Annotated in this window: 20 protein-coding genes and 3 pseudogenes; 19 read left to right on the top strand and 4 right to left on the bottom strand. The window is 59.4% G+C overall.

What is annotated here, in order from left to right; genetic code table 11:
• From DTW90_RS22875 to DTW90_RS22860, 4 genes are read left to right on the top strand one after another with little or no spacing between them, the layout of a single operon-like run.
• Complete coding sequence (locus DTW90_RS22875; protein ID WP_132526222.1) at window positions 1-1,011, top strand: ABC transporter permease; 1,011 nt, start codon at window positions 1-3, stop codon at window positions 1,009-1,011.
• Entirely contained in the window at window positions 1,011-2,138 is a 1,128-nt protein-coding gene (locus DTW90_RS22870; protein WP_149341201.1) for an ABC transporter permease, read from the top strand. The genes DTW90_RS22875 and DTW90_RS22870 overlap by 1 nt, the downstream gene beginning before the upstream one ends.
• 10 nt (window positions 2,139-2,148) lie before the next feature.
• Entirely contained in the window at window positions 2,149-3,816 is a 1,668-nt protein-coding gene (locus DTW90_RS22865) for an ABC transporter ATP-binding protein (RefSeq protein WP_149341199.1), read from the top strand.
• A 20-nt stretch (window positions 3,817-3,836) separates the two neighbouring features.
• The gene (locus DTW90_RS22860; protein WP_149341197.1) at window positions 3,837-5,204 is read left to right on the top strand and encodes an alpha-glucosidase/alpha-galactosidase; all 1,368 of its coding nucleotides are present in this window, start codon (window positions 3,837-3,839) and stop codon (window positions 5,202-5,204) included.
• A gap of 292 nt (window positions 5,205-5,496) precedes the next feature.
• On the opposite strand, the gene DTW90_RS22855 is transcribed toward DTW90_RS22860, so the two are convergent.
• A complete protein-coding gene (locus tag DTW90_RS22855) occupies window positions 5,497-5,772 on the bottom strand; it encodes a hypothetical protein (protein WP_149341195.1) in 276 nt (91 codons plus the stop codon).
• A gap of 361 nt (window positions 5,773-6,133) precedes the next feature.
• Here DTW90_RS22855 and DTW90_RS22850 point away from each other — a divergent pair, with 361 nt between their 5' ends.
• From DTW90_RS22850 to DTW90_RS22835, 4 genes are all read left to right on the top strand, one after another.
• Complete coding sequence (locus tag DTW90_RS22850; protein ID WP_246665014.1) at window positions 6,134-7,435, top strand: AAA family ATPase; 1,302 nt, start codon at window positions 6,134-6,136, stop codon at window positions 7,433-7,435.
• 71 nt (window positions 7,436-7,506) lie between these two features.
• The gene (locus DTW90_RS22845) at window positions 7,507-7,866 is read left to right on the top strand and encodes a hypothetical protein (RefSeq protein WP_149341191.1); all 360 of its coding nucleotides are present in this window, start codon (window positions 7,507-7,509) and stop codon (window positions 7,864-7,866) included.
• Window positions 7,867-8,057: 191 nt separating this feature from the next.
• Entirely contained in the window at window positions 8,058-8,714 is a 657-nt protein-coding gene (locus tag DTW90_RS22840) for a response regulator (RefSeq protein ID WP_149341190.1), read from the top strand.
• Window positions 8,715-8,795: 81 nt separating this feature from the next.
• Window positions 8,796-9,185, top strand: a complete 390-nt coding sequence (locus DTW90_RS22835) for a response regulator (protein ID WP_149341188.1) — start codon at window positions 8,796-8,798, stop codon at window positions 9,183-9,185.
• A gap of 240 nt (window positions 9,186-9,425) precedes the next feature.
• Here DTW90_RS22835 and DTW90_RS22830 read toward each other — a convergent pair whose 3' ends face one another.
• Both DTW90_RS22830 and DTW90_RS22825 read right to left on the bottom strand, forming a co-directional pair.
• On the bottom strand, window positions 9,426-9,974 hold the full coding sequence (locus tag DTW90_RS22830) for a carboxymuconolactone decarboxylase family protein (protein ID WP_149341186.1): 549 nt from the start codon (window positions 9,972-9,974) through the stop codon (window positions 9,426-9,428).
• Between the two features lie 166 nt (window positions 9,975-10,140).
• Window positions 10,141-10,912, bottom strand: a pseudogene (locus DTW90_RS22825) (alpha/beta hydrolase).
• Between the two features lie 231 nt (window positions 10,913-11,143).
• On the opposite strand from DTW90_RS22825, the pseudogene DTW90_RS22820 reads away from it, so the two are divergent.
• A pseudogene (locus tag DTW90_RS22820) lies at window positions 11,144-11,610 on the top strand (cupin domain-containing protein).
• Here DTW90_RS22820 and DTW90_RS22815 read toward each other — a convergent pair.
• A complete protein-coding gene (locus DTW90_RS22815) occupies window positions 11,607-12,446 on the bottom strand; it encodes a response regulator (RefSeq protein ID WP_149341184.1) in 840 nt (279 codons plus the stop codon). The pseudogene DTW90_RS22820 and the gene DTW90_RS22815 overlap by 4 nt on opposite strands.
• A 309-nt stretch (window positions 12,447-12,755) precedes the next feature.
• Between DTW90_RS22815 and DTW90_RS22810 the strand changes: the two genes are divergently transcribed.
• From DTW90_RS22810 to DTW90_RS22765, 10 genes and pseudogenes are all read left to right on the top strand, one after another.
• Window positions 12,756-13,745, top strand: a complete 990-nt coding sequence (locus DTW90_RS22810; RefSeq protein WP_149341182.1) for an alpha/beta hydrolase — start codon at window positions 12,756-12,758, stop codon at window positions 13,743-13,745.
• An 81-nt stretch (window positions 13,746-13,826) separates the two neighbouring features.
• Window positions 13,827-14,795, top strand: a complete 969-nt coding sequence (locus DTW90_RS22805) for an MBL fold metallo-hydrolase (protein ID WP_149341180.1) — start codon at window positions 13,827-13,829, stop codon at window positions 14,793-14,795.
• A gap of 54 nt (window positions 14,796-14,849) precedes the next feature.
• Window positions 14,850-15,488: a pyridoxamine 5'-phosphate oxidase family protein gene (locus DTW90_RS22800; protein ID WP_149341178.1), complete on the top strand. Its 639-nt coding sequence runs from the start codon at window positions 14,850-14,852 to the stop codon at window positions 15,486-15,488.
• A 16-nt stretch (window positions 15,489-15,504) separates the two neighbouring features.
• Window positions 15,505-15,969: a nuclear transport factor 2 family protein gene (locus DTW90_RS22795; RefSeq protein ID WP_149341177.1), complete on the top strand. Its 465-nt coding sequence runs from the start codon at window positions 15,505-15,507 to the stop codon at window positions 15,967-15,969.
• Window positions 15,970-16,084: 115 nt separating this feature from the next.
• Window positions 16,085-16,490 (top strand): annotated as a pseudogene (locus tag DTW90_RS22790) (DUF983 domain-containing protein).
• A 7-nt stretch (window positions 16,491-16,497) separates the two neighbouring features.
• On the top strand, window positions 16,498-16,905 hold the full coding sequence (locus DTW90_RS22785) for a DUF302 domain-containing protein (protein WP_149341175.1): 408 nt from the start codon (window positions 16,498-16,500) through the stop codon (window positions 16,903-16,905).
• A gap of 39 nt (window positions 16,906-16,944) precedes the next feature.
• On the top strand, window positions 16,945-17,697 hold the full coding sequence (locus DTW90_RS22780) for an SDR family oxidoreductase (RefSeq protein ID WP_149341173.1): 753 nt from the start codon (window positions 16,945-16,947) through the stop codon (window positions 17,695-17,697).
• Between the two features lie 247 nt (window positions 17,698-17,944).
• A complete protein-coding gene (locus DTW90_RS22775; protein WP_149341172.1) occupies window positions 17,945-18,775 on the top strand; it encodes an alpha/beta hydrolase in 831 nt (276 codons plus the stop codon).
• A 135-nt stretch (window positions 18,776-18,910) separates the two neighbouring features.
• A complete protein-coding gene (locus tag DTW90_RS22770) occupies window positions 18,911-19,663 on the top strand; it encodes a glucose 1-dehydrogenase (RefSeq protein WP_210251427.1) in 753 nt (250 codons plus the stop codon).
• Window positions 19,664-19,748: 85 nt separating this feature from the next.
• Window positions 19,749-25,238 carry an AAA family ATPase gene (locus tag DTW90_RS22765; protein WP_149341168.1) on the top strand — a complete coding sequence of 1,830 codons (5,490 nt, stop codon included), beginning with the start codon at window positions 19,749-19,751 and terminating at the stop codon, window positions 25,236-25,238.
• The last annotated feature ends 15 nt before the right edge of the window (window positions 25,239-25,253 follow it).

Here is a 25,253-nt window from a genome sequence, read left to right as displayed (position 1 = left end):
ATGCTACGATTCCTGCTCGTCCGCATAGCCTCCGCAGTGCCCGTGCTGGTCATCCTCAGCCTGGTGACATTCGTGATCATCCACGCGCCACCCGGGGACTATGCCGACTATCTGCGCTCGCAGCTTATCAATCAGGGCGGCGCATCTTTCGCACAGGCAGATGCGCAGGCGCAGGCCTACCGGGTTGAACACGGCCTCGATAAGCCGCTGCCGATCCAATATGTGAACTGGATCGCCGGCATCGTTACTCGCGGCGATTTCGGCTACAGCATGTACTACAACAAGCCGGTCAGCGATGTGGTTGGGGAGCGCCTGCCGCGTACGCTTGCGCTTGCTCTGGTTTGCCACATCTTCGCGTCCATTCTCGGCATCACATTCGGCATATTGGCCGCGACGCGCCAGTATACCTGGGTGGACAGTCTTCTGTCGGGAATCTCGTTCCTCGGCATGACGGTGCCTCGCTTTCTGATGGCGCTGATCCTCGTCTATCTCCTGGTCTTCCAATTCAACGTCTCGCAGATCGGCAGCTTCTTCTCGCCTGAGTATGGCGGCGCTCCCTGGTCGTGGGCGAAGTTCGTCGATCTCGTCAGGCATGTCTGGCCGGTGGTCGCGATCGCCACATTCGGCGGGCTCGCCTACAATATGCGGGTCATGCGCGGCAATCTGCTCGATACGCTGAATGCGCAATATGTCGAGACGGCGAGAGCAAAGGGGCTGAGCAGCGGCGCGGCTGTGCTTCGCCACGCCGTGCCGAACGCGCTTCATCCGCTCGTCATGTATCAGGGCGTTGTGCTGCCCTACATGCTGACCGGCGAAATCGAGACCGCGATCATATTCGCGCTACCGACGGCAGGACCTGCGATCGTCGGTTCCATGAATGTCGGCGACGTCTACGTTACCGCGACCTTTATGATGGTCCTCTCCGCCACCTTGATCGTCGGCAACATCATCGCCGACATGCTGCTTGCGCTGCTTGATCCGCGTGTGCGCCAACACGGAGGAGCTTTCTGATGCTGGCAGTCAGCGACACAATGCCGCCGACAGATGATCGGCTGAAGCCAAAAGCCGGGAACGAGAGCTATATCGCACTGGTCTGGCGCCGCCTGAGACGGTCCTGGACAGGCATGGGCGGGCTGGTTCTTGTGATCCTGCTTCTATTGATGTCGATCTTTGCCGAATTCATCGCTCCGGTCGATCCGAAGGCGACCGACACCGGCTTCTCGCCTCCACAGGTGATGAGCTTCCACGACAAGGACGGCAATTTCGTCTTCCAGCCGCGTGTCTATGCGCTGGCGGATAGCGACCAGCTCGATCCTGTCACCTTCCAGCCCGTAGTCGGACCGGATTACGACCATCCCAATCTGCTCGGCTTCTTCGTTAAGGGAGCTGACTACAATCTCTTCGGCCTCATTCCCGGCAACCGCCATCTCTTCGGCTCGGTTGACGGCCAGCCGGTGCACTTCCTCGGCACGGACAAGTTCGGCCGCGACGTTCTCTCTCGCGCCGTCTATGGCTCGCGCGTGTCCCTGATGATTGCGCTGACAGTCGTCTTCATCGTCACCGTCGTCGGAACCACGGTTGGTATGGTGTCGGGCTATTTCGGCGGCGCCTTCGATACCTGGGTGCAGCGGTTCGTGGAGCTTGTCCTCGCGTTTCCCCAGCTGCCACTCTATCTGGCGCTGACCTCGCTGATACCGGTCACCGCGCCGACGAACGTCTTCCTCGCCTTCGTCATCATCGTCATGTCGGCGCTCGGCTGGGCGCAGATGTCACGCGAAGTGCGCGGCAAGACGCTGGCGCTCGCACGCATCGACTATGTCAAGGCGGCGATGGCTGTCGGCGCCACCGACCGGCGCATCATCCTGCAGCACATTTTCCCGAATGTGATGAGCCATGTGATCGTGACCGTGACGCTGGCGATCCCGAGCGTGGTGCTATTGGAATCCTTCCTCGGCTTCCTTGGCTTCGCGGTCAAACCGCCGTTGATCTCCTGGGGCCTGATGCTGCAGGACACGTCCACCTATTCCGTCATCGGCTCCTATCCCTGGATATTGAGCCCCGTCGCCTTCGTTCTGATCACCGTCTTTGCGTTCAACGCGCTGGGCGACGGTCTGCGCGATGCCGTCGACCCCTATTGAGGTGATCCCGATGGCTCTTGCATCCACAAACCCCTTCGCACCGCCCGTCCGCCACGACCATGATAACAGCAAGTCTCGCCCGGTTATCGATGCCCGGAACATTGCCGTCCAATTCAAGGTCGAGGACGGTATGGTGGAGGCCGTCAAGGACGTCTCCTTCCAGCTCTACGCCGGTGAAACGATCGCCATTGTCGGAGAGTCCGGATCGGGCAAGTCGGTGACCGCACGGACGGTCATGGGCCTGCTCACCAAGCGCGCCGTCGTCGCTCGGCAGTCGACGGTCGATTATGCCGGCAAGAACGTGCTCAAGTTCTCGGAAAAGGCGCGCCGAAAACTCCGCGGCGATCGCATTTCGATGATCTTCCAGGAGCCGATGAGTTCGCTCAATCCGATCTACACGATCGGTAGCCAGATCGTCGAGGCAATCCGCGTCCACCGCCGCGTCTCGCGCGCCGAAGCCGAAAGGCGCGCGTTGCAATTGCTTGAGCAGGTACATATTCCCGATCCGGTGGCTCGACTAAAGCAATACCCGCATCAGCTCTCCGGCGGGCAGCGACAGCGCGTCATGATCGCGATGGCGCTTGCCAATGATCCGGATGTGCTGATCGCAGACGAGCCGACGACGGCGCTCGACGTGACAGTGCAGGCACAGATCCTGAACCTGATCCGCGAGCTGCAGCAGAGGCTCGGCATGGCGGTGATCCTGATCACCCATGACCTGACCGTGGTCCGACAGTTTTCCGACTATGTCTATGTCATGCAGCACGGAGAGGTGCGCGAGCACAATGTCACCGAGCGGCTGTTCAACCAGCCGCAGCATCCCTACACCCGCCATCTGCTTGCTTCTGAGCCGAAGGGCGGGGCTAATCCCCTGCCTGCTGGATCGGACGCCATTCTGGAAGCAAAGGCGGTGCGCGTCTCCTTCATGCTGCGCCACGGTACGCTCTTTAAGCCACAATTGCGGGAGCTGACCGCAGTAGACAGTCTCGACCTGACGCTTTGCCGGCACGAGACGCTGGGCCTTGTCGGCGAGTCCGGCTCCGGCAAGACGACCTTCGGCCAGGCGCTATTGCGGCTGATCAATGCCGACAGTGGCGAGATATATTTCGACCGTCAACCGATCCACGGTCGGTCGCGTTCGGAGATGCGGCCACTGCGCTCGCGTATGCAGGTCGTCTTCCAGGACCCGTTCTCGTCACTCAACCCGCGCATGACGGTCGGCCAGATCATCGAGGAGGGGCTGGTGGTCAACAACCTCGGCGCGACAAAGGCGGAGCGGATCGATCGTGTTCGCGAGGCGCTTATAGCGTCAGGGATGCCGGGCAATATCCTGTCGCGCTTTCCGCATGAATTCTCCGGCGGTCAACGCCAGCGCATCGCGATCGCCCGGGCCGTCGCGCTGGAGCCGGAATTCATTCTGCTCGACGAGCCGACCTCAGCCCTTGATCTCTCTGTCCAGGCGCAGATCATCGACCTGCTGCGTCGCCTGCAGGACGAACGCGGATTGAGCTACCTTTTCATTTCGCATGACCTGAAGGTGGTTCGGGCTCTATGCCACCGCGTCATCGTCATGCAGCAGGGCAGGATCGTCGAGCAAGGTCCCGTCGACGAAGTACTTTCTAATCCCAAGACCGCCTATACCGAACGGCTGGTCAAAGCCGCTTTCGAGATAGCCTGATAGATACGCTGGAGGTTTTAATGGCAACCAATCCCAAAATCACCTTTATCGGAGCCGGTTCGACCGTCTTCATGAAAAATATCCTCGGCGACGTGCTTCAGCGTCCTGCCTTGTCGGGGGCGAGGATCGCGCTGATGGACATCAACCCGCAACGTCTCGAAGAGAGCGCGATTGTCGTCAGCAAGCTGATTTCGACGCTGAATGCCACCGCAACGGTCGAAACCTTTACGGATCAGCGCAAGGCGCTCGACAAGGCCGATTTCGTGGTCGTCGCCTTCCAGATCGGCGGCTATGAGCCGTGCACGGTCACCGATTTCGAAGTGCCGAAGAAATATGGGCTGCGCCAGACGATCGCCGATACACTCGGCGTCGGCGGCATCATGCGCGGGCTTAGAACCGTGCCGCATCTCTGGAAGATCTGCGAGGATATGCTCGCCGTCTGCCCTGATGCAATCATGCTGCAATATGTGAACCCGATGGCGATCAACACCTGGGCGATCGCGGAAAAATACCCTACCATCAAGCAGGTCGGCCTCTGCCATTCGGTTCAGGGCACGGCCATGGAACTCGCCCACGATCTTGATATTCCCTATGAGGAAATCCGCTATCGCTCGGCCGGCATCAACCACATGGCGTTCTACCTGAAGTTCGAGCACCGGCAGCCGGATGGTTCCTATCGTGATCTCTATCCGGATCTGGTGCGCGGGTATCGCGAGGGCAGGGCGCCAAAGCCCGGCTGGAACCCGCGTTGCCCGAACAAGGTGCGCTATGAGATGCTGACGCGGCTCGGCTATTTCGTGACCGAAAGCTCGGAGCACTTCGCCGAATACACGCCCTATTTCATCAAGGAAGGGCGAGCGGATCTGATCGAGAAATTCGGCATCCCGCTGGACGAATATCCCAAGCGCTGCATCGAGCAGATCGCCCGGTGGAAGAACCAGGCCGAAGAATATCGCAGCGCAAAGACGATCGAGGTGAAGCAATCGAAGGAATATGCATCCTCGATCATCAATTCGGTATGGACCGGCGAGCCATCGGTCATTTACGGCAACGTCCGCAACAACGGCTGCATCACCTCCCTGCCTTACAATTGCGCGGCGGAGGTTCCCTGCCTGGTCGACGCCTCCGGAATCCAGCCGACCTTCATCGGCGATTTGCCGCCGCAGCTGACCGCCCTGATCCGCACCAACATCAACGTCCAGGAACTGACCGTCCAGGCGCTGATGACGGAGAACCGCGAGCACATCTATCACGCCGCCATGATGGACCCGCACACCGCGGCCGAACTGGACCTCGATCAGATCTGGTCGCTGGTCGACGATCTGCTGGTTGCCCACGGAGAATGGCTGCCTGCATGGGCACGGCTCGATCGCAAGACTGCCGCTTAAGCGCATCTCTCCCCGCATAACGGCAGAATAACCCCGCAGCCTGGCTGCGGGGTTTCTTTGTGTTGGTCGACAAACGGGCAGCGCGGAATCCGTGAGCAGCCCACTCACAAAAGGTACGGTTCTAGAAATAGCCGTTGAAAATAAAGGGTTTTTTCTTAGCCATACCCACTGACATGGCACGATAGCCCATTCAGATCCGTCACGGTTTTTCACCGGGTTCGATATGAATTGGCACAAAAAAGCCCCGGCACGAGGTGCCGGGGCTTGGTTGATCGGATTCCCGATAAGTAGTTTAGGGGTTTTTCGACCTGTAACTCTCGACCTCGGACCTTCTATAGAAGGTCGCGGCGCGGCGACTGCGACTTGCCCATACGGGGCGGATACCGGCTTTCGTTAACGCCCGCCGAAGGATCCATGGCTTCATCCATCCTTTCGCCAGTTCTGCCAGGCTGGCGTGCTCGCTGAAGAAAGCGTCAAACGATTCCTGCGTGACAATATCGTGGACCCGGCGATTGGTTCTGCTTTCCGCCTGAGTGATTTTGAAGAAGCCACTGTACATGATCGCCATTCCAGTCGCGTGATCGATTCCTCCCAGCGCCCGTACGAACTCACGCCTTTTCAGGCCTGGGCAAGGGGGAGCGTATTTCGCCTTAGCCATTCCTTCAGATGTCGGGCTCGCACTCGACAAGACTGTCGAAGTCGGTGCAATTCGCCCAGTGCATCTCGCCGCTGCTGTGAAAGCGTACGGCGGAATTGCGATCACGCAGGACGAGGCGAAGGCGCTGCTCTCGTACCCGCCGGTCCATATGTTCCAGGCGCTACGACCGGGTAGGAGCGTAGGCGACGCGCTCGCGCGGTTGGCAGCGGTGTTTCAGTCCGAAAGGAAGCCTGAGACTTCGGTCTCGGTCTCGTCCCTCGGAGTTGAGGACTTGACGGGCTTCGGCGACGCGCGCGAATGGGCTCTCGGTCTTGCGGAGGATATTCGCGCCTGGGATGATGGCACACTCGACTGGGGCGACGTGGACTGCGGTCTGCTTCTGAGTGGCCCGCCGGGCACAGGGAAGACGATGTTCGCTGCTGCCGTCGCCAAAACATGCGGGACCGCCTTTATAAGCAGCTCCTTTGCTCAATGGCAGGCGATGGGTCATCTCGGCGATCTTCTAAAGGCTATGAGACGAACATTTAAAGAGGCCGCTGAAAAGGCGCCATGCATTCTCTTCCTCGACGAGTTCGACTCCCTTGGAGACAGAGCGAAATTCGGTCCTGACCACGCGAGCTATAATATCCAGGTCGTGAACGCGCTTCTCGAAGCATTGGACGGATCGTCGCGCCGAAATGGCGTTGTCGTGATCGCCGCTACGAACCATCCGGACGCCATCGATCCCGCCCTGACGCGACCTGGCCGTTTGGATCGGCACGTGAAGATCGAACTCCCCGACTATGACGCTCTCAAGAAGATTCTCGCAATGCATCTCCGCGCCGAGGTGCCTGCAGAAGTTCTGGAGACGATGGCCAGAGCGACCAGCGGCATGTCCGGTGCGAAGCTGGCGCAGCTTGCAAAGGACGCTCGAATGCGTGCTAGGCGTGCTCGACGAGAGATGACACCGGACGACTTGAAGGCTGTCACTCCCGCGACCGTCGTCCTGGATCCAGCTGTCCGGCACTCGGTCTGCGTACATGAAGCGGGACATGCCGTGGTTGGGACAGACCTCGGCATAGCCACAGTGAGATCGATCGTGGTGCCTCGCGAGGTCGGCTCGGCTGAAGCCTGGTCCGGTTTTGTCGAATGGTCTCGCCCGGTGGCGCGCCAGAGATCGAAGGAGGCATACCGGAACGAGATAGCCCTGTTGCTGGGAGGCAGGGCAGCCGAGGAAGTAATCCTGGGCGATATCGGAGACGGAGCGGGAGGAGCGACGGGTTCGGATCTGCACCGCGCGACAGACCTCGCGACTGTCATGGAGGCGACGCTCGGCATGGGCCAGGGTCTTTCCTATAGCGATGTATCGTCGCCGCGAGATCTGGAGGAACTTCGCCGCGCGGACCCAGTGTTGCGAAGGCGAGTAGAGAGGCTTCTGAATGCTGAGCTGGAACGCGCGAAGGAAATTGTCCGGAGGCGGAAGGGCGACGTCGAAATTATCGTGAGCGCGCTCTCGAACTGCGAGGTGCTCGATGGAGAACAGGTCAAGGCGATGCTTGGTCAGAGGTCCGACGGTCGCAGGCGGGCCCTTTGATCGTGAAGAGGTACGGCGCGCGCACCCCTCGGTTTTCCGATTGCACGATTTGCGCCGGCGGTTTTCGATAGGTGATCCCTCGCACTGCAAAAGAGGATAATCCCGAAAGCGATGTCGAAGAAGTCGAGTCGGGTTCGGTCAGGCACGGAATTCCGGACGAACTGGCCGACGATCTGTTTCGGCCCCTGAGGGGGAGTCGAAACCCGTTGTTCGCCGGGTCGCGCGAGCGGGTGCCTTCAGCGATCTGGATGATCACGCTGCGAGCCATCCACGAAGTTCCCCGCGCCTTTCCACGAGGACTTCTTCTGGAATTTCGTGTGAACGCCCCGGTACTTCAGGTGATCGTCTGGGGCGGCCTCGGCATCATTTTCGCGCGGGTGGCGGAGCATTTGGTTGCCCGGAGACGGGTCGACGGCCCCTTGTCTGAGTGACCCAACGCCTGATCGTGGCTATAGTGGCCGACGTTTTGCCCCAGAGCGACGGCGCCATTGAGGTTCTCGATAGCCAAGCTCCATTGCTCGTCCAGTCGGCCCCCTGTAGTCTCGCCTTCAGGGCCGTAGATCCGACGGCCGCCTTGGAAAAGGTCTGTCGTCGAGTTCGACACGGTATGCGAGGGGGACGGATGAGCAACCAGGCGCTCTTGGATAGTGGCGCTCAAGTCGTCGTAATCGAGGACGACACGAGCGTCCGGGAATCGCTTGTCGGCCTATTGCGTTCGATGAAGTTCAACGTAGCTGCGTTCGCTTCGGCGGCCGAATTCTCATCCAAGGGGCAGTTGGCGGGGATCGGCTGCATGATCCTCGACGTCCGCCTACCTGGTCAGAGTGGCATCGAGTTCTACGAAGAAGTCCGGGCTTCGGGCTTTCGTCGCCCGGTCATCTTCATGAGCGGACATGCCGACGTGCCGATCGCGGTCAGGGCCATGAAGGCGGGTGCGGTCGAATTTCTCACGAAGCCAGTTCGCGAGCAGGACCTCCTTGATGCTGTCTATTCCGCATTGAGACGGAACAGCCGTTTGACAGGAAAGTCCGAGGCGGCGACCGACGTTCGGGCCGACTTCGAAAAGCTCACCAGACGCGAACAGGAAGTGCTGGCCCTGGTAGTGGGAGGCAAGCGAAACAAGCAGATTTCCTCGGCGCTCGGAATAACGGAGGGAACGGTCAAGATGCACCGTGGAAATGTCATGCAGAAGATGCGCGTTCGAACATTACCCGAACTCGTCCGCCGCTACGATCTTCTCGATTTGGACGAGCAGGCGGACACCTCGACCAAAGGCTAGGTTCCCCGCGATATTTACAGACATAAGTCGCATTGTTAGTGGGTCGATACAATCCTAGCATCGCGGAAACAGGATCGATCGATGGTTGACGCTCCCAAGCTCCCTCTCGTGGTTTGCGTCGAGGATGACGAACCGGTTCGCGACGCTCTACGAGGACTCCTTCGTGCATCAGGCATCAGGGTCGCTGCGTTCGCTTCCGCGGAAGAATTTCTCGACTGGCCCGATCTGCGGATCGCATCCTGCCTCGTTGCAGATGTGCAGCTTGGCGGGATCTCCGGACTGGACCTCTTGGACAGGCTCGCCGGGATGGCCATTTCGATACCTGCAATACTGATCACCGCTCATACAGATGTCGCGGCTGGTGACCGGGCTAGGAATTCGGGCGCGTCGAAGATCTTCCTGAAGCCGGTCGATCCCGCAGACTTGCTCGACGCCATAAGGGAAGCACTGGAGGTTGATCCGCCTCGGTGACCGCGAGGGGCAGTGTGACAACGTCGCCATTGCGCTGTACCGCCAGCGTAATCAAAATCCACATCAACTCACGCTATCATATTCGACTCCTGGAGTTGTCGGGCGGATAATCGTCTGATCGATTCAGACTAGCGCATGGGCGACCGTTTCATCGCGGGAGCCTGGAGACGGGTGCCGTGAAGGAACGGAAAATCCTGGCGCATGCGGCTATCGCCAGGGTCGGAAGCGGAGAACGACCTATCAAGCTGCGTCGCGCTCGACTTCCGGGAAATCGATGTCGGTCTTGAATACCTCGTTCATATAATTGGTGAAGGTGTTCGCGGCCACATTCGCAACGATCTCGAGAAGCTCACCGTCATCGAAACCAGCAATTTTCATCGATTTCACTTCCTCGTCAGACACGCTGCCTCTCGATTCCGCGACACTGACGGCGAACTTGACGGCGGCGTCGGCGCGCGGCTCGGACGACCCGCCGCGTCGTGCAGCCGCGATTTCCTCGACAGTGAGCTTGGTCACGTGCGTCCCCGTGTACGTATGAGCGGCGAGGCAGTAGCCGCAGCCATTTTTCTGCGCGATCGCAAGGGCGATCCGCTCCCGGATCTTCTTGTCCAGCTTTCCCTTGCCCAACGGGCCGGTGAGCCCGGTGTAAGCCTCCAGCACGGCTGGACTGGTGGACATCATGCGGAACACGTTGGGAAGGGCTCCGATCTGCTTCCTGATGGCCTCAAGCGTCACCCGCGAGGCTTCCGGGGCGGCTTCGATCGTGGCGGGGATAGGGATTCGCGACATTTGTTCGTCTCCTTGGTTCAGCTCATTTGCCCGGCACGTCGGTTCTTCAATGAAGATCGCGTGATGGGAATTCTTCAGGCTTCTGCACCATGTGCTCAATGACAAGGAGGCTGCTTGTGCAAGCGCCCTTCGTCCGAGCGCGGCGTTCTTGCTGCGTTCGGCCGGACTACTTGTCTTTGGCTGCCCGCTCGATCATCGCGGACACGAGATCGGGATGTGAGATCATCACGACGTGCGACGCACCCTTCACGCCGACCACCTCTCTGGCGCCGGCGCGCTTTGCCATGAACTCGTGGAGCGCGGTCGGGATGTTCCTGTCATCCGTGCCGTAGATGAAATGCGATGGAAGCTTCTTCCAAGATGGTTCGTTGGAAGGATCGTCCAACGCCTCGGCCGTTACCGGACGTTGTTCCGCACCCATGAGAGCGGCCTGCGTTTCGGGAACGTCCGCCGCAAACTGTTTCCAAAACTTGCTCTGCACGATGTAGAGATCATGCTTGCCGTCCGGCTGGAGGACAGGGGGTGCAAGGGCAGCGCCAAGTGTGCCTGTCGGGAAACCTCTTTCCGAGCCCACTGGCGCTCTCGCCGGCGTCGGGTGCAAGGCCTGCTACGAAGACCAGTGACTTGACGTTCGTCCCATCGACGGCGACGGACGAAATGACGGAGCCGCCGTAGGAGTGCCCGACGAGCACGACCGGACCATCGATTGACTTCAATAGGGTAGAGACATAATCGGAATCGAATTTGAGGCCACGCAGGGGATTTGCGACAGCCACGACAGGATAGCCATCCCTGAGGAGCTTGGCTGCGACAGCGTCCCAGCTCGCAGACTCCGCGAATGCGCCATGGACGAGCACGATAGTCGGCTTCGACGCGGCAACCGCGTGCTGGCTCAGGGATATGGCCGCAGCCAATACAGAACAGGAAATCCAATTCATCGCAGAAGCTCCGCTGGGGTCCCACTTCGAGAGATCGAAGGTTACGTTCTCCTCAGGCTACTACCAGGTGCTTCGCCCGTGTTGTGAGATGTGGCGATGACCTGTGAGAAGTGGTGCGCCGACTTTCAGCGCGCCCAGACGGCTGGACTAACTTGAGTCGAAGGAGCTAAATTGTCCGGCCGCTGCCGGGGAATGGGATGCCCGACATGAGCTTCGGAGGGGGAAGCGCCAATGTCATCTCGAAAGGCGATCGTTTCGTTTCCCGACAAGCCACGGGTGGCGAGGACTCCTTTTGGAGCGAGGATCGTAATCCACACTACCGCCGCCGAGACTGGCGGTGCATTTGGAATGTGGGAAACATTTACTCCCCCGGGACAGGGGCTCGCACCGCACACCCACACGAGAGAGACCGAGATCTTTCGAGTAATTCGCGGAGTCTACAGGTTTGAATGCCGAAGCGAAAGTTTCGAAGCGCCGCCGGGGGGGTGGTCGTCCTGCCGCCTCATGTCCAGCATGCATGGCGTAACATCAGCGACGAACTGGGTCAGATGTTCGGGATTGTCATTCCCGGTGGCTGCGATCAACTCTCCATCGACATCGAGGCGTCACGAGCTGACACGCCGGATAAGATCGCCGTAATCGGAGCGCGACTGGGGATCACGAACGAGATGACGAGGGCGCTCGGACTGGGATGCTAGGATGTCGCTGACATTTGAGCGTCGATCGCTGCGGCGACCGCACCCAAGAGATCCTGGTGCCGCACCGGCTTGGTCAGGAACTCGATCGCACCAGCCTTCATCGCTCGGACCGACATCTGCACGTCCGCATGACCGCTGATGAATATGATTGGAAACCGATTTCCTGCCTTGATGAGATCGGCCTGAAAGTCCAAGCCATTCCGCCCGGGAAGACAAGCGTCAAGAATGAGACAGTCCGGATGATCGCAATTTCTGTTGTCCACGTAGGCGCCGACAGAGGCGAAGGCCGCTACCGACAGACCGATTGATCGCAACAGAGAGGAAATCGCGCCGCGCACGCTCTCGTCGTCTTCGATTAGTACGATGTTGGGATCACCGGACTTCCCGATCCACGCGCTATTCTTCGGGGGAGTGAGCGATCCGATGCGATCCAGCCGGATGTTCTCTCTTGCGCACTCGTCCCTTACGAGCATGTATCCTCGCCTGACGATCGTCTTGATCATGTAGCCGTGATTGCCTAGTGTCCGCCTCAGGGACTTGATCTGGAAACGGAGATTGCATTCCTCGACGACCATCGACGGCCATACCTCGTTCAGGATCTCGTCCTTGCTGACGATCCCGCCATTCGACCTCAGCAGGACCATTAGCAAATCGAAAGCCCGGCCGCCGATCTCCAGCCGCCGTCCGTCCCTGAGGAGTTCGCGGGAGTGCGGCAGGGCGCAGAACCGACCGAAACGGATCGGACCACGGGCGCTGTCGCGCGTGGCGTCGTCTGGAAAACCTGACGTGTTTGACTGTATAGTATGGTCGAGCGTATCGATGAACTGGACTTGCATGGCTGCCTCCCGCGCCTGCTGCAAATGTTCAAATGCACTGCCGATTGCGGTGACGAGATTACCCCTGGGCGCGGGGCTCAACAATTCGCCTTATGGCAATTCGGGACCGGACATAGTCGAGTGAAACTAGACGTAGGTCGAGGTTTTATCACTTGAGGACGGCTGAACGTCGATACCTCGCGCGAATTCACGAAGCCTCACGACAATTAACTCGTCCATGGAGCTCGTCAGGCGTAGCAATTTAGCGGTGGATCCAATGGTCTATCCTGCCCCGGATTCATTCAGTTTGTTGTCACCGTGGAGGTCGAAATGAACAGATTGATTTTAAGCAGGGCGACGCTTGCCCTGATGTTCGCGCTTTCCGCGTCCGCAGCCATTCCAACGACATCGCTTGCTGCCAAGAAGCCCGTACCTGCCCACGAGCTCGTCGTGCCGCAGGTCACGTATCACACTTTCGACATTGACGGTACCAAGGTGTTCTACCGCGAGGCTGGACCAGCCGACGCTCCGGTCGTGCTCCTCCTGCACGGCTTCCCGACGTCGTCCCACATGTTCAGGAATTTGATTCCGATTCTTGCTGACAAGTACCATGTCATAGCGCCCGACTATCCTGGCTTCGGTCAGAGCGACGCGCCCGATCACACCAAGTTCGAATACACCTTCCAGCACTATGCGGACATCGTCGACGGCCTGCTGGCCAAGCTGGATGTCAAGGAGTACGCGATGTACGTCATGGATTACGGCGCCCCCGTCGGCTATCGGCTCGCTTTGAAGCACCCCGATCGCGTATCTGCGCTGATAGTCCAGAACGGCAATGCCTACGAGGAAGGTCTCAAGGAATTCTGGGACCCGATCAAGGCGTATTGGAGAAACGACACACCCGAGAACCGACAGGCCTTGATGGTGCTCTTCAAGCCTGAAACGACAAAGTTCCAGTATACCGATGGGATGAGCGATATCGCGCACATCGACCCGGACAACTGGGGGCACGACCAGGCGCTTCTTGATCGTCCTGGAAACAACGACATCCAGCTGGACCTCTTCCACGACTACGGAACGAACGTCCCCCTATATCCGAAATTCCAAGAATTCTTCCGCGAGAAGAAGCCGCCAACCCTTATCGTCTGGGGCAAGAACGACAAGATCTTCCCCGCCGAGGGCGCGTCGCCGTATCTACGCGACCTGCCCCATGCCGAGATGCACCTTCTCGATACCGGTCATTTCGCGCTCGAAGACAAGCTGCCCGAGATGGCGCCTCTGATCCACGATTTCCTCGATCGGAAGCTCAGCCGAAACTAGATCGAGGTCTAGCCACCACGCATGCCTCCCTGCGTGGTGGCACTCTCTCCACTGAGACTATCAACACTGATGGAGCTGGAAATGAACAAGCACGATTACGCACTGTCACGACGTGGTTTCTGCCTCTGCTGCCTCGGTGGAGCGACGTTCGCAACGACTGGAGGATGGCTGACGCCAGCGGAAGTGTTCGCTGCGGCGAAGAGTATAGTCACCCAGATCCGCGAAGCGGCAGCCGCGGCCGACATCAAGACCACCGAGCTTCGCAGCGGCATCAGCATGCTCGCAGGCTCCGGAGGAAACATGGGTGTTATCATCGGCGACGACGGGAAGCTGATTGTCGATGCCGGGATCACGGCGACCCGCCCCAGAATCGAGAAGGCTCTGGCGGACCTTGGTCCGCAGCCGATCAAGCACCTCATCAATTCGCACTGGCATTTCGACCATACGGACGGAAACGAATGGCTTAACTCGGAGGGCGCGATAATCATGGCTCATCCGAACTCGCTCAAGCATCTGACCGTCGCAACGCGCGTCGAGGACTGGGACTTCGACTTTCCGCCGTCGCCAAAGGGGGCGCTGCCGACGATGCTGATGAAGTCAGATGAGGAGACACTCAAGCACAATGGCCAGACGATCACGCTGAAGTACTACGGCCCCGCCCATACAGACAGCGACATCTCAGTCTTTTTCAGGGAAGCCAACGTCGTCCATATGGGCGATACCTTCTGGAACGGCGTCTATCCCTTCATCGACTATTCGACGGGCGGCAGCATCGATGGGCAGATCCAGGCTGCCGAAGCGAACGTCAAGATGGTGGACGAAGAGACTGTTGTTATTCCCGGGCACGGGGAGATCGGAGGCAAGAAGGACCTGATAGCTTGGCGGGATATGCTCGTCGGAATCCGAGAAAACGTCGCCAAGCTGAAGAAGGACGGACGCAGCGCGGAAGAGACAGTCGCCGCCAAGCCGACCGCTGAATGGGATCCCGTCTTCGGGAACTGGGCGATCTCGCCGACGCTCTTCACCCACCTCGTATATGAGGGCGTATGAGCGGAACACTCTCCGGCGGCGCATTCCCGACAGCAAACAGAAGGCTAGAGCGTCGTGGATACCACAGAGCACTATTCCAGCGATGTCGCATTCTCGCCGTCGGTAAAGGAAATCCAGACGAGGAAAGGTTCGCGCCGATCCTACGCCCGCGTTGAGGAACGCGGAGGCTGGGCGACGGCCATCACACCCGAGCTGAAGGACTTCATCGAAAAGCAGATCAGTATCTTCATTGCGACCGCGAACAGGGACTGCCAGCCATACATCCAGCACCGCGGCGGCCCGCCGGGCTTCCTCCGGGTGGTCAACGAGAAGACGTTGGGCTTCGTCGACTACGTCGGAAACCGCCAGTACATAACGCAGGGCAACCTCGTAGACAACGACAAAGCACAGCTCTTTCTGATTGACTACGGCAGCCGATCGCGGGTGAAGATTTGGGGCACTGCGAGTGTGGTTGAAGGGGACGCGGAACTGCTCGATCAGTTGATGCCGAATGGGTATCAGGCCAGGCCGGAACAGGTAATCCTCTTCAACGTCGAGGCTTGGGACGCCAACTGCGCACAACACATTCCGCTTCGTTTCGAGGCGGATGAGGTACTGAAAGCAATTGAAAGCAGGGACACGCGGATCAAGCAATTGGAGGCGGAGATTATTGCTTTGAAGTCCGAACCTCGCCCAGGGGCCGCTAGAATTTGATCGAAAGGATTCAGGCATGACCCGACCGCCCTTGCCTCCCTTCAAGCTCCAGTCCGCGATCGAGAAGGTGCGGCTTGCAGAAGACGGCTGGAATACCCGCGAACCGTCAAAGGTTGCTCTGGCCTATAGCATCGACAGTCGCTGGCGAAACCGCGCCGAGTTCGTGGTCGGCCGCCAGGCGATCGAGGCTTTCCTTGCGCGCAAGTGGGCGAGGGAGCTTGATTATCGGCTCATCAAGGAGCTGTGGGCGTTTAGCGGAAATCGCATCGCCGTGCGGTTCGCATATGAGTTCCACGACGACAGCGGTAACTGGTTCCGAGCGTACGGCAACGAGAATTGGGAGTTCGATGCGGATGGTCTGATGAAATATCGGCACGCCAGCATCAACGAGCATCCCATCAAACCCGACGATCGAGCTTTTACGTGGCCCCTCGGCAGGAGGCCCGACGGGCACTGGGGTCTCAGTCACTTCGGGTTTTGAGAAGTACCTCGAAGCTGACCGCCGGATGGGATCCAGTATTTTGAAGATGGAGATGCTCCGTTCTTTTCGCGCGCCTCGGTGCACTTGCTGAGCTTGGTCAGCGGAGAAGACTGTTATGGAAGAAGATGCATACCTGCCGCTGTCACCACTGAGAACGGGTGTTCGCGGTCTCTGTTCGCGATGTGGTCGGGGCCATCTCTTCGACGGCTTTGTCAGTTTAAGAAGGGAGGCGAAGGAATGCGAAGGAATGCGGGCTAGACTACTCGTTCGCGGATCCAGCCGACGGCCCCGCTTTCTTCGTCGTCTGCATTGCTTGCGTGCCCACGGTGTTGCTTTCCGTATGGCTCGCGGTCGCCGACGAGGCACCGATATGGACTCAGATTTTCGTAACGGCGCCGTTCTTGATCCTCACATGCATACCGCCTTTGCACCCCTTAAAGGGATGGCTGGTCGCCAGCCAGTTCTTCTACAAGGCCGAAGAAGGGCGACTGTCAACGAGAGATGAAACGAGCGGAGATTGAGGAGGAAATGTTGAGGCCCATCGAACACCGGACGACACGTTCATTTGGCGAAACGCTCGAAGCTGTCCTGAGCGCTATTGCGACGGCCGGGATGACCGTGTTCACCGTGATTGATCATGCGGACGCAGCGACAAAGAACGGTCTGTCGATGCCACCTACAAGGGTCGTGATCTACGGAAATCCAAGGGGCGGAACCCCAGTGATGGTCGGCACGCCGCTTGCCGCGCTTGATCTGCCGCTGCGGATACTTGTGCGGGAACTGCCCGGCAACAGATCCGCGATCGCGTTCCGGGCGCTGGCTGAAGACTTTGAGGCTTTGGGAGTTAAGGCGGAGGCTGCCGCCCGCTTCGACGAGATTCAGCGTTCGATCGCCGATGCCGTTTGCGGCGCGTGTCCGACAAGGACTGAGGAATAAAAGCATCATCTGAGCAGTTCAGCAACGAGGAGAAACGCAATGGGCATCTCTCTCAACGGCAAAGTCGCACTGACTGGCGGCTCAAGAGGTCTCGGCGCGGCCGTGGCCCTCGCGTTTGCCGATGAGGGTGCGGACGTAGCGATCAGTTATGAGAAATCGACCGAGCGAGCCAAAGCCGTGGTCGCCGAAATCAACAAACGCGGACGTCAGAGTGTCGCGATAAAGTCGGATCAGGGCGACCCTTCGACGGCGAAAACGTTAGTTGCAGCGGTCATCGAGCGGCTCGGCAAACTGGACATCCTCGTCAATAATGCGGCCGTCGCCTGGCAGGGCCGCCGGATAGATGATCCGGAAATCGACGAGGCCGCGATGGACCGCCAATGGGCGATAAACGTCGCCGGCGTCGTGGCCAACATCCGCGCGGCGTCGAGAGTGCTTCCCGACGGCGGCCGAATCGTTTCCGTGGGCTCCGGCGTCGGGACACGCGCAGGATTTCCGGGAACAGCTGATTACGCAGGCTCCAAGGCCGCGTTGATCGGCTACTCGAAGGGCGTCGCACGGGATCTCGGGCCGCGGAAGATCACCGTCAACGTCGTCCAGGCAGGCATCATGGCGACGGACATGCTAGCCGGATCGGAAGAGAAGCTGCCTGCGGGAATCCTGGATCTGCATGCGTTAGGACGGATCGCGACTGTAGAGGAAGTTGCTGCGGGAATCGTCTTCCTTGCAAGCCCCGCCGCCAGCTACGTCACCGGTTCCGTTCTCGATGTGAATGGCGGATACCTAGCATGAGCGGCCGCTCAGTCGTACGTTTTCGAAAGACCGCCAATTTTCGAAACGTGACAATCAATGCGTTCGGTACAGAGCGGCCGTTTTCCAACGTCGCGAATAGGAGGCTCGCGCAATGACATTCGGATCGATTTTTCCACTCACACGACGAGACGCCTTAGTGGCGGGATCGACTGCGGCATTCGCGCTCGCAGTCGGGCCCTCGGCTTCTGCCGCCAACGTTAAACAAGCCCGAACGGAGGACAAGTTCATGGGTACGGTGAAAGTGAAGGACGGGACCGAAATCTTCTACAAGGACTGGGGTCCGAAGGATGGGCAGCCGATCGTGTTTCACCACGGCTGGCCGCTGAGCGGCGACGACTGGGACAACCAGATGCTCTTCTTCCTTGGGGAAGGATTCCGGGTCATTGCGCACGACCGTCGGGGGCACGGCCGATCCTCTCAAAGCCGGACCGGGCACGAGATGGACACCTATGCGGCCGACGTGGCCGAGGTCGTCGAAGCACTGGATCTCAAGAACGCCGTGCACATCGGCCATTCGACAGGCGGCGGCGAGGTCGTGCACTATGTCGCCCGTGCGAAACCGGGACGGGTAGCAAAGGCAGTCATTGCCGGAGCGGTCCCGCCGGTCATGCTGAAGTCCGACAAGAACCCAGGTGGCCTGCCCATCGATGTATTCGACGGCTTACGCCAGGCGCTGGCCGAGAACCGCGCGCAGTTCTACATCGATGTTCCGACGGGGCCTTTTTATGGATTCAACCGCCCAGGCGCGAAGATCTCCCAAGGCCTGATCGACAACTGGTGGCGCCAGGGTATGATGGGCGCTGCGAACGCGCACTACGAATGCGTCAAGGCCTTTTCGGAAACGGACTTCACCGAAGACCTGAAGAAAATCGATGTCCCGGTTTACGTGATCCACGGGACCGACGACCAAATCGTCCCCTACAGGGACGCCGCAGAGCTTTCGGTGAAGCTCCTGAAGCACGGCGCCCTGAAGCTCTATGACGGATTCCCTCACGGAATGCTGTCCGTTCATCCAGACGTCCTGAATCCGGACATTTTGGCGTTCATCAAGGCCTGACGCGACCCACCGGGAGTCCGTCGGCCTCCCGGTCCCCCTCTCACAAGAACTTACAACCTCTCTCTCCAACTTGTTAGCTACGCTGAAATGTCCGCGGTACGGTGTCATCATGGTGCCTTTTAACGGCCAAAGGAGATGGACATGCGACTTGAAGGAAAGGTAGCCGTCGTCACCGGAGCGAACAGCGGCATCGGTCTTGCCTCGGCCAAGCGCTTCGCAGAGGAAGGCGCTCGGGTGTTCATGACCGGGCGACGCAAGGAGCAGCTCGATGAAGCTGTCCGTGAGGTCGGCCGGAACGCTAGGGGTATCCCGGGCGACATCGCCCGCCTCGAGGACCTTAATCGCCTCTATGAGGTCGTGAAGGCTGAGGCAGGCCATCTGGATGTCGTCTTCGCCAACGCGGGCGGCGGGGAGTTCGCGCCACTCGGCTCGATATCGGAGGAGCACTACGATCGTACCTTCGACATCAATGTGAAGGGCACGCTTTTCACGGTGCAGAAGGCCCTGCCACTGCTGAAGGACGGAGGCTCGGTCATCCTTACGGGATCCACCGCCGCTTCCACAGGCATCCCCGCCTTCAGTGTTTACGGTGCAACGAAGGCGGCGATCCGGAGTTTCGCCCGGAACTGGATACTTGACCTCGCTCCGCGCCGCATCAGAGTGAACGTTCTCGCCCCCGGCGCCACGTCGACGCCCGGCTGGCATGACCTGGCGACATCGGAGGAGATGAAGAAGGAGATGATAAAGCTAACGCTGGCGGGCATTCCGCTGGGTCGCATGGGAGATCCACGGGAGATCGCCAACGCTGCGCTTTTCCTAGCTTCGGACGAGAGCAGCTTCGTCAACGGATGCGAGCTCTTCGCGGATGGAGGTTCCGCCCAGATCTGAGCATCACCAATATCGTTTGCGTGCACGTCGGTGAAATGATTTGATCGCGGCACGGCGCCAGACTAGTGCCGATGGGAGCATGGCGATGGACATGTCCCGCTACCGCGCGGAACGCCTCTACGAGAACGCGTCAACCATACTCTACCGAGGGGTAAAGGACGGCAGCGGTAGCGAGCCGATTTTGATCGTTGACGCTTTTGGGCGCACAGCCAGGGATGGTCTCCACCGCCTGGAGTGTGAGCTGGCGATGGCTCATCTGCTCGATGTCGAGTGGGCGGCCAAACCGATCTCGATGGATCGTTCGGAGGGCAAGGCCATCTTGCTACTTCACGATCCTGGGGGGACGCCCCTTGCAAGCTTTCTCGGTGAGCCCTTAAACATCGAGAGGTTTCTCACGATAGCGGCAAATGCGGCGGCAGCTCTCAAGAAAGCGCACGGCCGAGGTCTGGTTCATCGCGATATCAAGCCAGCGAGCCTACTTATCGGAGCAAACGATGACGTCTGGCTTTGGGGATTTGGACGTTCAGCAAAGGCACAACATGACGCCATTGGGTCCGTCGAGGCTCTTCCCATAGACCTCGATTCACAGCCATACAGCGCTCCTGAGTGTTCCGGCCGAATAAACAGACCTGTCGATGCGCGTAGCGACCTCTACGCGCTCGGCGTCGTATTCTACGAGATGCTCACCGGGGGCATGCCTTTCCTGGCAAGCGGGGAGACGGAATGGGTTCACTCGCATCTGGCGCGATTGCCAATTCCAATGGCACAGTGGCACGACGAGATCCCCAGTGCCATCGAGGCAATAGTGACCCGTCTTTTGGCCAAGAATCCAGATGACCGCTATCAAAGCGCCGCGGGTCTCGAAGCCGACCTGAAACGCTGTCAGGGGATCCTAACTAGGGAGGGCAGTCTCGGTGGATCCGAAATCTCCGCTGGCGACGCGCCTGATCGTCTGAGATTGCCTAACAGCCTGTACGGTAGATCCTCGCAGATAGCGACACTGACCGCAGCCATTGAGCGCGTACGGTCGAGTGGACTGAAGGAGATCTTATTGATCTCGGGACCGGCCGGAGTGGGAAAGTCGTCGCTGGTTCACAAAATGCGTCTTGGCGCCGGCGGTTCGGGTGTCATGTTTGCGTTCGGCAAGTTCGACCAGTATACGCGAGACATTCCTTACGCCACCATCGCGGAGGCATTCCGGGGCCTCGTCAGGCAAATACTTAGCACGGACGACGACACGCTGAACCGATGGCGAACGGAGCTGCTTGAAGCGCTCGGCCGCAACGGCCAGATCATGATTAACTTGATACCCGAGCTTCTCCTCGTGGTAGGAGTTCAGCCACCCTCACCGGAGCTCCAACCCCACGAGGTGAAGGACCGGTTCAACGTGGTCTTCCGTCGGCTTCTAACGGTGTTTGCTCGGCCGCGTCGGCCATTGGCCTTGTTCATCGATGACGTCCAATGGCTGGATGCCGCCACAATCGAGCTTGTCGAAGGCATCATTAGGGATCCCGATGTTTCCGATCTGCTGATCATATTCGCTTACCGTGATAACGAAGTCTTGCCGGGACATCCATTCGACCTGTGCCGGGAGGCAATGCTGAAAGGAGGAACGCGAGTCGCGGAAATCCGGTTGGAGCCGCTGCCGTTGAGCGCGATCGTCGATCTGCTTGCGGACACACTCCGTTCGGCGGTGGGCGATGTTGGAGAGCTTGCAGAACTCCTGCTTGAGAAAACGGAGGGAAACCCGCTTTTCGTTCTGCAGTTTCTCTCATCCCTTGAGGACGAGGGCCTTCTGACCTACGACGTCGGCGCGGGCGGGTGGACGTGGAGTACGCAGGGGATATCGTCGGCTCGCGTGACTGACAACGTAGCGGATCTTGTAACATCGAAACTGAACCGCCTCCCTTCTGAAGCTCTCGAGACGGTGAGGCTGCTGGCCTGCCTCGGCAGCAGTGCATCAATGGACGTACTCGGCGTCGTTGCCGGAAAGCAGCGCAGACGTATCACGGCGGTCCTCTGGCAGGCGGTCGATGACAGGCTGCTGGTGCGCGTCAACGACACTTATCTGTTTGCGCACGATCGGATCCAGGAAGCCGCCTACAACCTGGTCCAGGAGGATGAACGGCCGCAAATCCACCTGAGGATCGCCCGCCTCCTCCTTGCGAGACTTGAACCCAACGTGCTTCGCGAGCGAATTTTTGAAGTCGCAGATCACATGACGCGGGGCGTTGAACTTCTCCGAACATCGGATGAGCGAGAGCAGGTCGCTGAGCTCTATCTCGAGGCGGGAAAGAGAGCAAAGGTCTCCGTCGCTTATCAATCGGCTCTCAAGTACTTCTCGATCGGTCTGGCGCTCATCGAGGACGAACGCTGGGAGGACAAGTACGCACTCATGTTCGATCTCGGGCTCCATCGTGCCGAATGCGAATACCTCACCGGGGGACATGCGATCGCCGACCAGCACCTGGTCGAACTCGCTGCCCGCGCTGCCAATCCAATAGATGTTGCCGCTGTTGTGAAGCTCAGGTCGTCGCTCTACGTGACCCTGGGGGACCAAGGGAAGGCTGTCGAAGTCGCCTTGGCCTATATGCGGAACTTCGGAGTTCACTGGTCGCCGCATCCGACGGACAACGAGGTCACGGTCGGACTTCAGGAACTGCGCGATCGGATGGGTAACCGCAGCATCGAACTTCTTCAAGAGCTGCCGCTAATGACGGACCCTGCATGGCTGGCCGCGATGGACGTCCTTGCATGCACGATCCTGCCTGCCATCCTTACCGACAGAAATCTCGAGGACCTCATTTACATGAAGATCGCCGTTTTCAGCCTCGAGCATGGAAACTGCGACGCATCCTGCTACGCATATGTTTCCCTCATGATTCCGATGGGCCTCCGCTTCGGTGACTATGATTCCGGTGGAAAGTACGGACGCCTCGGACTTGCCTTGATGGATCTTCACGGGCTGAGGAGATTCCAGACGCGCGTCTACTCCTGTTATGCCTGCTTCGTCGTTCCCTGGACGGCGCACCTTTCGACGTCCCAGCGCTATCTCCGCAAAGCGATCGAAACGGGTGCTTCGTCAGGCGACCTCATTTTCAGCGTGACCTCCGGACAGACTCTCGTGTCGCATCTGCTTATCTGTGGAGCGCCCATCGCGACTGTCGAGAAGGAAGCGTACCGCTTTCTGGAGGCGGCGCGGAAGACTGGCTTCGCGCTCGCGGCAGACACAGCCACGGGGCAGTTGACCCTGATCCGCGACCTCCGCGGAAGTGCTACAATCGATGCATCGAAACCTGTTGTTCCAGAGACGGCTGTTTTCGAGACCTACCTTGCCGGAGCCGGCGAGCGGCTCGCGCTGCCTCTTGCCTGGCACTGGATACAGCGCATACAGAGCAGCTACATCGCGGGCGATTACGAGGCCGCCATTCAAGCAGTCGAACGTGCAGGCGGCCTTCGCGATGCCAGATCTTTCATCGAGATGGCGGAGTACCACTTCTATGGAGCGTTGGCGCGCGCGGCCGCCACTGACAGGGCGCCCCGACACGCACGGGACCATCAGCTTGCGCAGATTCGAGAGCACAGGTCGCATATTCGCGCCTGGGCCGAGAGCTGTCCCGAAAACTTCGATTCACGCCTGCTCATGATTGACGCTGAACTGGCCCGGCTGGAGGGCAGGGACCTGGAGGCGCTCCGCACCTATGATAAGGCCATCAAGTCCGCCAGCAACGGCGGTTTCGTGCAGAATGAAGCAATGGCGAACGAGCGCGCATGGCGCCTCTGCGTCCAGCAAGGACTCGCCACTGGGGCGGGGACACACCTGAAGCGAGCCCATGAACTCTACCTGGAATGGGGCGCAGAGGGAAAGGTCCGTGCTTTGCAGGCAGAGAACCCGGATATCTTCGGCCGAATGGCGGCCCGAGACCGCACCCCGGAAATACAGTATCCAGACGTTGCCGCTGTCGTCGCAATGTCCCAGGCGGTTTCTGGCGAAATCGTCCTGGAGCAACTCATCGAACGCCTCATGGTTGCGGTAATCGAGCATTCGGGGGCGGTCCGGGGCACTCTTATGCTCTCAAGAGACGGCCAGATGAAACCAGTTGCCGAGGCAACCACCGGCCAGAACGGGATCACGGTTTCGCAAAACGTTGACGAAACCGCTGCGTTACCGCACACCATCCTCAGCTACGTGACGCATACCCAGGAAGTGGTGATTTTGGACGCTGCAGGCAGCGCCGATCTCTTTCGCGAGGACGAGTATTTTAGGCGCGCCACTTCAATGTCCGTCCTGTGCTTGCCGCTGACACGGAAAAGGCAGCTCGTCGGGATCCTCTACCTAGAAAACGACCTGTCATCCCATCTTTTCACTCATAACCAGGTCGCGGTGCTGCGGGTGCTCTCGTCGCAGGCTGCAATCTCCTTAGAGAATGCCGAACTGTATCGCGAAGCTCGACAGGCTCACGAGATGGCGCGGACGACCGCCGAGGAACTCCGACTGTCGTACGACATGATGCCTGCCTTGGCGTGGAACACACGGGCTGACGGAACGTCAGCCAACTTTAACAAGCGATGGCACGACTACACTGCCATTCCTCCGGAGCAAGCGAGGGAGGGGGCTTGGGATCGTTCAATTCACCCGGAAGACAGACACGCGGTCCTGGATGAGTGGCACAGATTGCTGAGGATCGGAATCAGCGGTGAGAAGGAAGCCCGGCTCCTGCGTCACGACGGTGTCGCCCGGTCTTTTCTACTGCGCGTCGCGCCCATAAGGGACCAGAGTGGTGCGATCGTGAAGTGGATCGGGACCGGCACCGATATCGATGATTTGAAGCGTCTGGAGGAGGCGCAACATATACTTGCCAGAGCGGGTCGGCTCGCGGCATTAGGCGAGCTGACTGCATCGATTGCGCACGAGGTGAACCAGCCGCTGATGGCGATTGTCACGAATGCGGCTGCCTGCCTGAGGTGGCTGAGCGAGGACCAACTCGACGTCGCCGAAGCGCGTGAGACGGCGGAACGCATCATCCGCGATGGGCACCGGGCGGGTGATGTGATCACCAGCATCCGGGCCCTGGCTAAGAAATCTTCCCTAACAATGGAAGAGGTTGATGTGAATGAGACGATAGAGCGTGTCATCGAGCTCACGCGAGGCGAGTTGCAGCGTTGCGGTGTGGCGCTCGAAACCGATCTGTCTGAAACCACGGGGTCCACGGTGGGAGACCGCGTTCAGTTGCAGCAGGTCGTCCTCAACTTGATACTGAATGCTACCGAGGCGATGAAGGCGTCGGACGAACAGCCTCGAGTTTTGACGATACGGTCTTCCCGGATAGACGGAAAAATCTCCGTTTCCATCGCAGATAGCGGGCCGGGAATCGACAGGACTCTGATGGGGCATGTCTTCGACGCGTTTTTCACGACGAAGCCTTCGGGGCTGGGGATCGGCTTGTCGATCTGTCGAACGATATTGGACGCCCACGGCGGGCAAATCGCGGTAGCTCCTAACGAGCCGACGGGATGCGTCTTCACATTCACCGTGGGTCCTGCGCCTAACCCTTCGGGCGTCCCCCGGGATTAGCTTCTGCGAAAAGAG

Origin of the sequence: Neorhizobium sp. P12A (genome assembly GCF_008365395.1) — a bacterium.
Lineage (GTDB): Bacteria > Pseudomonadota > Alphaproteobacteria > Rhizobiales > Rhizobiaceae > Rhizobium.
This window is presented reverse-complemented; position numbering and strand designations above follow the sequence as displayed.